Genomic DNA, 10853 nt, shown 5'->3' on the forward strand with positions numbered 1-10853 from the left:
ATGAACGGTGAACCGGACAACAGGCGTGGGCGATCGTTCGATCTGCCGGCACCGCAATTGCCTACGGACCGGCCGTACACGCCGAACCGGCTCACCGAGACGGCAACCGTCCGATTCGAAGTGCCGGCGCCGACTGTGGAGCGGTCGCGCGCACTGGCCGACGAACACGGCGCGACACTTCCTCAGACACTGCTCGCCGCGCTCATGGTGCTGATCGGGCGGTACAGCGGATCGGACGATGTGGCAGTGGCGCTGGAGGGCTCCGGCGCGACGGTCCACCGCACGGACCTGTCCGGCGATCCGTCGTTCGCGGAACTGCTCGATCAGGTACGCCGAGCCGAATCGGATCGGGACCTCAGCCAGGACGTGGACCTGCCATCCGACGAAGCACCGGTCACGGTGACGGTCAGGGTCGCGGACTCAGGTGAGGGTCTGGCGGGTGAGGTCCAGTACAGCGCCGCTCTGTTCGACGCGGTGGCGATGGAGCGCTTGGCCGCGCATTTGGTGCGGGTGTTGGAGGTGGTGGCCGAGGAGGGCGACTGCCGGGTGGGTGACCTGTCGGTGTTGTCGGTGGGTGAGCGTGAGCTGTTGGTGGCCGCTGGCGACGGTGGCGAGGTGGCGCTGCCGGTGGTGGGTGGGGTGCATGAGCTGATCGTCGAGCGGGCTGCCTCGGCTCCGGATGCGGTGGCTGTGGTGGCGGGCGGGGAGTCGTTGACGTATGGCGGGTTGATGGTTCGGGCGAATCGTCTGGCGCATTACCTGCGGTCGGTGGGTGTCGGCGCCGAGTCGGTGGTGGGGCTGTGTCTGCCGCGTGGTGTGGACATGGTGGCGGCGATTCTCGGTGTGTGGCAGGCGGGTGGGGCGTATCTGCCGCTGGACCCCGAATACCCGGCTGATCGGCTGGAGTTCATGCTCGCGGATGCGGGTGTGGAGGTGTTGGTGGGTGAGCGGTCGGTGGCCGAGGGCTTGCCTGTGGATGCGGTGGCCGGCCGTGTGGTGTGGCTGGACGACCCGGCTGTGGTGGGTGTGCTGGCTGGGCTCCCTTCGGAGGCGCCGGGTGTGTCGGTGGTGCCGGGTCAGCTGGCGTATGTGATCTATACCTCCGGTTCGACGGGGTGGCCGAAGGGTGTGCAGGTCGCGCATGGGGGTGTGGTGAATCTGGCGTTGGGGTTGGGGTCGGCGCTGGGTGTGGGTGTGGGTGTGCGGGTGTTGCAGTTTGCGTCGCTGAGTTTTGATGCGGCGGTGCTGGATGTGGTGGTGACGTTGGCTGGTGGTGGGGTGCTGGTGGTGGCCTCGTCTGCGGAGCGGCGTGTGCCGGTGGAGTTGCAGGCTCTGGTGCGTGCGCAGGGTGTGGTGTCGGCGAGTGTGTCGCCGTCTCTGCTGGGGGTTCTGGAGGAGGCGGCGCTGGCGGGTGTGGGCAGTCTGTTCGTGGGTTCGGAGCGCGTCAGCGGTTCGGTGGTGCGGGAGTGGGCGCCGGGCCGCAGGTTCTTCGTCGGCTATGGGCCGACCGAGACCACGGTGATTGCCTGTGCGGGCCTCGCGGATGCGGATGCGGATGCGGATGCGGAAGCGGAATCGGATGCGGATGCTGCCGCTGTGGGTGTGCCGGCGATCGGCAGGCCGTTGGCGAATACGCGGGTGTATGTGCTGGATGCGCGGTTGCGTCCGGTGCCGGTGGGTGTGGCGGGGGAGTTGTATATCGCGGGTGCCGGGGTGGCGCGTGGTTATGGAGGCCGTGCGGGGCTGACGGGTGAGCGGTTTGTTGCTGATCCGTTCGCGGCGGACGGCAGTCGGATGTATCGCTCGGGTGATGTGGTGCGGTGGCTGGGGGACGGGCGGCTTGATTTCGTGGGCCGTGCGGATGAGCAGGTGAAGGTGCGGGGCTTCCGTATCGAGCCGGGTGAGATCGAGGCCGTCCTGACCGGTCATCCGCAGATCCGTACCGCGGTGGTGGTCGCGTTCGGTGAGGGGACGGATCGTCGTCTCGTCGCCTATGTGGTTGCGGCCGACGGTGTCATCGGGATGCCGGCGGCGGCTGAGCTGCGGGAGTTCGTGGCGGGTCGGTTGCCGGAGTTCATGGTGCCGTCGGTGTTCGTGGAGCTGGCCGGGCTGCCGTTGACGGCCAATGGGAAGCTGGACCGTGCGGCGCTGCCTGCCCCGGACATGCAGCAGTCCATGAGCCAGGCCGCAGACTTCGTGGCTGCGTCCGGGACGACGGAAGAGCTGGTCGCCGGTGTCTGGGCGGGTGTGCTGGGGCTTGACCGGGTGGGTGTGACCGAGAGTTTCTTCGGGCTGGGCGGGCATTCGCTGCTGGCCATGCAGGTGGTCTCCCGGATCCGTGAGGTGCTGGGTGTTGATGTGCCTGTGGCGGCGATGTTTGATCAGCCGACGGTGCGGGGTCTGGCCGCGGTGGTCGAGGACACGGTCCGCGGGCCGCTGGCGGAGCCGGTCAGGCCGGTCGACCGCACGCGGCCGTTGCCGTTGTCGTTCGCGCAGCAGCGCTTGTGGTTCCTCGACCAGCTCGACCCCGGATCCACCGAATACAACCTGCCCCTGCCGATCCGGCTGGACGGCGACCTGGACGTGGCCGCGCTGACCACCGCACTGGATGCGATGACCGTCCGCCACGAAGTGCTGCGCACCCGACTCGTCGCGGACGCGGACGGCGTACCGCATCAGGTGATCGACCCGCCTGCCGAGTTCCCGCTGTCGGTGGTCGATGCGTCCGGCGAGCCGGACCCCGACACATACGCGGCGGAGCTGCTGCGCGCCGATGCGACGGAGCCTTTCGACCTGGCGGACGGCCCGCTCGTCCGAGGCACCCTGATCAAGGTGGCCGACGAGAAGCATGTTCTGTTGCTGACGGCGCACCATGTGATCTTCGACGAGTGGTCGGATCACCTGTTCCAACGTGAGCTGTCGGCTCTGTACGAGGCCTTCCGCGCCGGTGAGCCGAACCCGCTGCCCCCTCTGCCCGTGCAGTACGCCGACTTCTCCGTCTGGCAGCGCGCATGGATGGCCGGTGACGTCCTGGACAGCCAGCTCGCCTACTGGCGCGACGAGTTGGCTCATACGCCGGTACTCGACCTGCCCACCGACCGGCCGCGTCCGGCGGTTCGTTCCTCCGCAGGTGCGGTTCAGACGTTCAGCGTGCCGGCGCGGACGGTTGAGGCGCTGCGGAAGCTGTCGCGGCAGAGCGGCGCGACGATGTTCATGACACTCCTCGCCGCCTTCGACGTACTGCTCGGCCGGTACGCGGGGTCGGATGACGTGGTCGTGGGCACGCCGGTCGCCAACCGGAACCGTGCCGAGACGGAGGACCTGATCGGGCTCTTCGTCAACACGCTCGTCATGCGGACGGACCTGTCCGGCGACCCGTCGTTCCGTGAGGTGTTGGGGCGGGTGCGGGAGACGGCTCTCGGTGCGTACGCGCATCAGGACGTGCCGTTCGAGCAGTTGGTGGACGAGCTGGTCACGGAGCGGGACCGGTCCCGGACCCCGTTGTTCCAGGTCCTGTTCAGCTATGTCGCCGACGGTGGCATGTACACCAACCCGGACGGCGTCCTGCCCTCGAAGTTCGATCTCTCAGTCCGGATCGAGGGCGCCGACGACACCCTGTCGGGGCAGATCGAGTACAGCACCGCGCTGTTCGACGCGGCCACCGTGGAGCGCCTGGCGGGTCATCTGGTCACTCTGCTGGACGCCATTGTTCTCGACCCGGGGCAGCGGGTGGGTGACCTACCGGTGCTGTCGGCGGCTGAGCGCGAGCTGGTGACGGAGGGGTGGAACGCGTCGTCGGTCGAGCTGCCGATGGTGCGTGGGGTGCATGAGTTGATCGGCGAGCGTGCGGTGGCGACCCCGGATGCCGTGGCTGTTGTCACAGGCGGGGAGTCGGTGACGTACGGCGGGTTGATGGCACGGTCCAACCGTCTGGCGCATCACCTGCGCGGTCTGGGTGTGGGCGCCGAGTCGGTGGTGGGGCTGTGCCTGCCGCGCGGGATCGACATGGTGGCGGCCATGGTCGCGGTGTGGCAGGCGGGTGGGGCGTATCTGCCGCTGGATCCTGAGTACCCGGCTGACCGGCTGGAGTTCATGCTGGCGGATGCGGGTGTGCAGGTCGTGGTGGGCGAGCGTTCCCTGGTGGAAGGACTGCCCGTCGGGCAGGGCGTGTGGCTCGACGACCCGGCCGTACGAGAGGCCCTGGCCGGGCTGCCTGCGGAGGCGCCCGAGACGACTCCGACCGCTGACCAACTCGCCTACGTGATCTATACGTCGGGTTCGACGGGCCGGCCGAAGGGTGTGCAGGTCGGGCACGGCAGTGTGGTGGGCATGGTGTCCGCGCTGGCTCCGGTCCTCGACGCGGGACCGGGAACGCGGATGCTTCAGTTCGCCTCCTTCAGCTTCGACGCGGCCGTCCTTGATGTGGCGGTGACGCTCGCTTCCGGCGGTGTCTTGGCGGTGGCGACGGCGGAGGAGCGGGCCGAGGCGGCCCAGCTCACGTCGATGCTGCGCACCGAGGGCGTGGGTGCGGCGAGCGTCGTCCCGTCCCTGCTGGGTGTCCTGGACCCGGAGGGCGTGTCGGGGCTGCGGACACTGTTGCTGGGGGCGGAGCGGCTGACCGAGCCGGTCGCCCGTGCCTGGTCGGCTGGTCGGCGTCTGGTGAATACGTATGGGCCGACGGAGTCGACGGTCATGGTGACCACCGGTGTCGTGGACCCGGACCTCCTCACCGGTGCGCCCGCGATCGGTGCGCCGGTCGCCAACGCCCGCCTGTACGTTCTCGACGACCGGCTGAACCCGCTCCCGGTGGGCGTGGCCGGTGAGGTGTACATCGCCGGTCCGCAGGTGGCCCGCGGGTACCGCGGTCGCCCGGACCTGACCGCCGAGCGGTTCGTGGCCGACCCCATCGCCGGCGACGGCAGCCGCATGTATCGCTCGGGTGACCGGGCGCGCTGGCTGCCGGACGGGCAGCTTGACTTCGTCGGCCGGGCCGACGGACAGGTCAAGGTCCGTGGCTTCCGTATCGAGCCGGGCGAGATCGAGGCCGTCCTGACCGACCACCCGCAGATCCGCACGGCGGTCGTCGCCGCCTTCGGTGACATCGAGGACCGCCGCCTCGTCGCCTACCTCGTGCCCGCCGACCAGGCAGCCGGCATCCCCTCCGTCGCCGACCTGCGCGCATACGCGGGCAGTCGGCTGCCCGCCTTCATGATCCCGTCCGGGTTCGTGGAACTCGCCGCCCTGCCGCTGACCCCGAACGGCAAGCTCGACCGTGCTGCCCTCGCCGAGCCGACGGGTGTGCGGCCCGAGTTGGACGTGTTCGTGGCCCCGGGCACGGCCACCGAGGAACTGCTCGCTGGTGTCTGGGCACAGTTGCTCGGATTGGACCGCGTCGGGGCGACGGACAACTTCTTCGAGCTGGGCGGGCACTCGTTGCTGGCCACGCGCGTTAGGTCGCGCGTCCGAGAGCTGATCGGGGCGGAGATCCCGCTGCACCTGCTCTTCGACCGGCCGACCGTGCGCGGTCTGGCCGCCGCCGTGGAGGGCGCCGACCGGGCGAACGCCCTGCCGCCCGTCGGTGTGGCGGACCGTACGCAGCCACTGCCGCTGTCGTTCGCGCAGCAGCGCCTCTGGTTCCTGGAGCAGATGGACCCCGAGGCCGCCGAGTACAACGTCGCCCTACCTGTGTGGCTGCGCGGCGACAAGCCCGATGTGGGCGCCCTGGCCGCCGCTCTCGGCGCCGTAGTGACGCGGCACGAGGTACTGCGCACCCGGTTCGTCACCGGTGCGGACGGCATCCCGTACCAGGTGATCGATCAGCCGGCGGACACGTTCCCGCTCGCGCTCGTCGATGTCTCCGCGGAGCGCGACCCGGTGGCCGCCGCCCGCGAACTGGTCGCTGCCGACGCGGTGCTGCCCTTCGCCCTGGCGGCCGACTCACCGATCCGCGCCATGCTGATCCGGGTGGCTCCCGACGAGCACGTCCTGATGCTGTCGGTGCACCACATCGTCTTCGATGAGTGGTCGGATCAGGTCTTCCGCCGTGAACTCGCCGCGCTGTACGAGGCGTTCAGCGAGGGTGCGCCGAATCCGCTCCAGCCGCCGGCCGTGCAGTACGCCGACTTCGCGGCATGGCAGCGGCAGTGGCTTTCCGGTGACGTACTTGACTCGCAACTCGCGTACTGGTCAGAGCACTTGGCGGGCGCGCCGGTGCTGGAGCTGCCGACCGACCGGCCCCGGCCGCTCGTACGGTCCACGCAGGGTGCGGCGCTCCGGTTCACCGTGCCTGCGCGTACGGCCGAAGCGTTGCGGGTCGTCTCGCGCGAGCGCGGCACGACGATGTTCATGACACTCCTCGCCGCCTTCGACGTCCTGCTGGGCCGCTACGCGGGCTCGGAGGACGTGGTGGTGGGCACCCCGGTCGCCAACCGGAACCGCGCCGAGACGGAGGACCTGATCGGGTTCTTCGTGAACACGCTCGTCATGCGCACGGACCTGTCCGGAGACCCTTCTTTCGCAGAACTCCTCGGCCGCGTGCGCGAGACCTCTCTTGCGGCCTTCGCGCACCAGGACCTGCCGTTCGATCAGCTCGTCGACGAGCTGGTCGGTGAGCGGGACCGGTCCCGGACGCCGCTGTTCCAGGTCATGTTCACGTACGAGTCCCGGGAGCCCGGGGCCCTGCCGGGCCGCGGTGACCTCTTCGGCCCGGACGCTCTCGCGACCGACTTCCTCGCGGACAGTCTCCCGGCGAAGTTCGACCTGCTTCTGACGCTGGGCGACGGCGACGGCGACGGCGACGGCGACGGTTCCGGTGCCGGCCGCGGCGCTCTCGTCGGTGAGCTGCAGTACAGCACCGCGCTCTTCGACGCAGCCACGGTCGAGCGGATGATCGGGCACTTCGTCGGCCTCCTGGAGACGGTGGCCGCCGACGACACGCGGCCGCTGTCGCAGGTGTCCCTGCTGTCGGGGGACGAACACGATCGCCTGGTCGCCGAGTGGGACGACTTCGCTGCGGCGCCCGCGGCCGGAGGCGTCCCGGCGCTCATCGCGCAGAGGGCCGCGGAGACCCCCGACGCGGTGGCCCTCGTCAGCGGCGAGCAGCAGCTCACCTACGCGGAGCTGATGGCCGGAGCGAACCGTCTCGCGCACCGCCTGCGCGATGCCGGCGTGGCCCCGGAGACCGTCGTCGGACTGTGCCTGGACCGCGGTGCCGACATGGTCACGGCCATGCTCGCCGTATGGCAGGCCGGCGGCGGCTACCTCTCCCTCGACCCGGCGCACCCGTCCGAGCGGCTCGCCTTCATGCTGGCCGACAGCGGCGCGAAGGCGGTGGTGACGCAGCAGCATCACGCGGCGACGCTGACCGGGGTCCTCACCGACGTGATGACCGGCGTCCTCACCGACACGATGACCGGCGTGCAGGCGGACGCCCGGACCGTGCCCTTGCTCGTCGTCGACGCCCCCGGCACCGCCGCCGAGATCGCCCGGCGTCCGGCCACCGCACTCGTCGCCGTCACCGAGCCCGGACAACTCGCCTACGTGATCTACACGTCGGGCTCGACCGGCCGCCCCAAGGGCGTCCACGTCCCGCACGCGAACGTCCAGAGCCTCCTCGCGGCCGTGGACCGTACAGAGACCTTCGACCTCGGGCCTGCCGACGTGTGGAGCGTGATCCACTCCTCGGCGTTCGACTTCTCCGTCTGGGAGATCTGGGGAGCCCTGGCCCACGGCGCCCGGTGCCTCGTCGTACCGACCGAGACCGTGCGGCAGCCGTGGCTGCTCCGTGACGTCCTGGCCGGCGAGGGCGTGACCGTACTGAGTGCCACTCCGGAGCTGTTCCGTCAGCTGGCCGAGGCCGCCGGGCCGGGACGCACGCCCACCGACCTGCGATTCGTCGTCTTCGGCGGCGACGCGCTGCAGCGGGCTCACGTTCAGCGGTGGGTCGACACATGGGGCCTGGACACACCCGCCCTGGTCAACATGTACGGCATCACGGAGACGACCGTCCACGTCACCCACCACCGGATCGACGCCACCGACATGGAGGCAGATCCGAAACTGCCGCTCGGGCGTGCGCTCCCCGGCTGGCGGGCCCTCGTACTGGACGAGCACCTCATGCCCGTACCCACCGGTGTGCCCGGCGAGCTGTACATCGGCGGCGCCGGTGTCGCGCGCGGATACGGCGGCCGGCCGGCGCTCACGGCCGAGCGCTTCGTCGCCGACCCGTACGCCGCGGATGGCTCCCGGCTCTACCGATCCGGCGACCGCGCCCGCTTCCTGCCCAACGGGACCCTGGAGTACCTGGGCCGCGCCGACAAGCAGATCAAGGTCCGGGGCTTCCGGATCGAACCGGGTGAGATCGAGTCACTGCTCGCTGCCCACCCGGCCGTCCGGTCCGCCGTGGTGACGGCCTCCGGCGACGGTACGGACAGGCGGCTCGTGGCCTATCTCGTCCCCGCCGCCCACACCGCGGGCGTTCCGGACGCAGAGGAGCTGCGCGCCCACCTGCGCCGTGAGCTGCCCGACTACATGATCCCGTCCGCCTTCGTCGAGCTCGCGGCACTGCCCCTGACCGCGAACGGAAAGCTGGACCGGGCGGCTTTGCCGGAACCGGCACACGCCACCGCCGCCGACTTCGCCGCCCCGGCCGGCGCCACGGAGGAACAGCTCGCACGCATCTGGTCCGAGGTGCTCGGCGTGGACCGGATCGGCGCCGACGACAACTTCTTCGAGGTGGGCGGGCACTCACTGCTCGCCACCCAGGTCGTCTCCCGTATCAGGGACGCGTTCCGAGCCGATGTGCCCCTCTCCGCCCTGTTCGACCTGCCCACGGTGCGCGAGCTGGCACCGGTCCTGGAGAACTCGGCCACCGGCACCGTCGTGCATCCTTTGACGCCGGCCGACCGCTCCCGGCCGCTGCCGCTGTCGTTCGCGCAGCAGCGCCTCTGGTTCCTGGACCAACTGGCCCCCGGGGCGGTGGAGTACGCCCTGCTGTCACCCGTGGCATGGAACGGGCCCCTGGACGTGGCGGCGCTGGGCGCGGCGTTGGGCGGGGTGGTGGCGCGGCACGAGGTGTTGCGGACGCGTTTGGTGGCCGGTGCGGACGGTGTGCCGCATCAGGTGATCGACGCGCCGGCGCCGTTCCCACTGCCGGTCGTCGACGTGTCCCACTGCCCCGAACCCTCAGAAGCCGTACGGGAGTTGGCGGCCGTGGACGCGGCCGTGCCGTTCGGCCTGGCGACGGGGCCCCTGGTGCGGGCCACTCTGTTCCGGCTCGGCGCGCAGGAGCACGTACTGGCGCTGGCGATCCACCACGTGGTCTTCGACGAGTGGTCGGACCGGATCTTCCACCGTGAGCTGGGGGTCTTGTACGAGGCGTTCCGTGCGGGTGAGTCCGATCCGTTGCCGCCGCTTGAGGTGCAGTATGCGGATTTTGCGGTGTGGCAGCGGCAGTGGCTTGACGGTGAGTTGCTTGAGCGTCAGCTGGGTTATTGGTCGGAGCGGTTGGAGGGGGCTGCGGTTCTGGATCTGCCGACGGATCGGCCTCGGCCGGCGATTCGGTCGTCTGCGGGTGCGGTGGCGAGGTTTGAGATTCCGCGGGGGACGGTGGAGTCGCTGCGTGAGTTGTCGCGTGTGTGTGGTGTCTCGATGTTCATGCTGCTGTTGTCGGCGTATGCGGTGCTGTTGGGGCGGTGTGCGGGGTCGGAGGATGTGGTGGTGGGCACGCCGGTCGCCAACCGGAACCGTGCCGAGACGGAGGGCCTGATCGGGTTCTTCGTGAATACGTTGGTGATGCGGACGGACCTGTCGGGTGATCCGTCGTTCCGTGAGGTGTTGGGGCGGGTGCGGGAGACGGCTCTGGGTGCGTATGCGCATCAGGACGTGCCGTTTGAGCAGGTGGTGGAAGCGTTGGTGTCGGAGCGGGATCGCTCGCGGACGCCGTTGTTCCAGGCACTGTTCAACTACGACTTCGTGGAGAGCGAAGACGGTGGCGATGGCGACGCGGCCGGCGGCCCGGTGGATCGGTCGGTGGACCGTACGGGCAGCGCCGCGGAACGGATCGTCGCGAAGTTCGACCTGCGGTTGGTACTGAGTGATGGCGGTGCCGGGTTGGGTGCCGAGTTCGAGTACAGCACCGCGTTGTTCGATGCGGTGACGGTGGAGCGGCTAGGCGGGCATCTCGTCACGTTGCTGTCGGCGGTGGCGGCGGACGCGGATCAGCGGGTGGGTGCGCTGCCGCTGTTGTCGGCCGGTGAGCGTGAACTGTTGGTGGGTGGTCCGGGTGTGGAGGGCCTGGATGTGCCTGCGGTGGGTGGGGTGCATGAGCTGATCGCGGAGCGGGCGGTTGCGACGCCGGATGCGGTGGCTGTCGTCGTTGGCGGTGAGTGGGTCACCTATGGCGGGTTGATGGGCCGGGCGAGTCGTCTGGCGCATTACCTGAGGTCGGTGGGGGTCGGCTCGGAGTCGGTGGTGGCGCTGTGTCTGCCGCGTGGTGTGGACATGGTGGTGGCGATCCTCGCGGTGTGGCAGGCAGGTGGGGCGTACCTGCCGCTGGACCCGGAGTATCCGGTGGACCGGCTCGGGTTCATGCTGCGTGACAGCCGGGCCACGGTGCTGGTGGGTACCGAGGAGCTGGTGGACGAGCTGCCGGTGGGGCGGCTGCGGACGGTCGTCGTGGACGATCCGGCGGTCGTGGCCGCGCTGGCGGGGCTGCCGGCGCGTGCGCCCGAGGTGGTGACGTCTCCTGATCAGTTGGCGTATGTGATTTATACGTCGGGTTCGACGGGGCGGCCGAAGGGTGTGCAGGTCACGCATGGTGGTCTGGTGCATTACGTGGTTGCGGTGGGTGAGCG

Annotated in this window: 1 protein-coding gene; it reads left to right on the forward strand. The window is 70.0% G+C overall.

Translation table 11 applies throughout. The features are described 5' to 3' along the window. On the forward strand, nt 1-10853 hold a 10853-nt coding region (locus ACFWGJ_RS08950; RefSeq protein ID WP_387321970.1), incomplete at its 3' end, for an amino acid adenylation domain-containing protein.

The organism is Streptomyces sp. NPDC060205, assembly GCF_042728395.1.
In the GTDB taxonomy this organism is placed as follows: domain Bacteria; phylum Actinomycetota; class Actinomycetes; order Streptomycetales; family Streptomycetaceae; genus Streptomyces.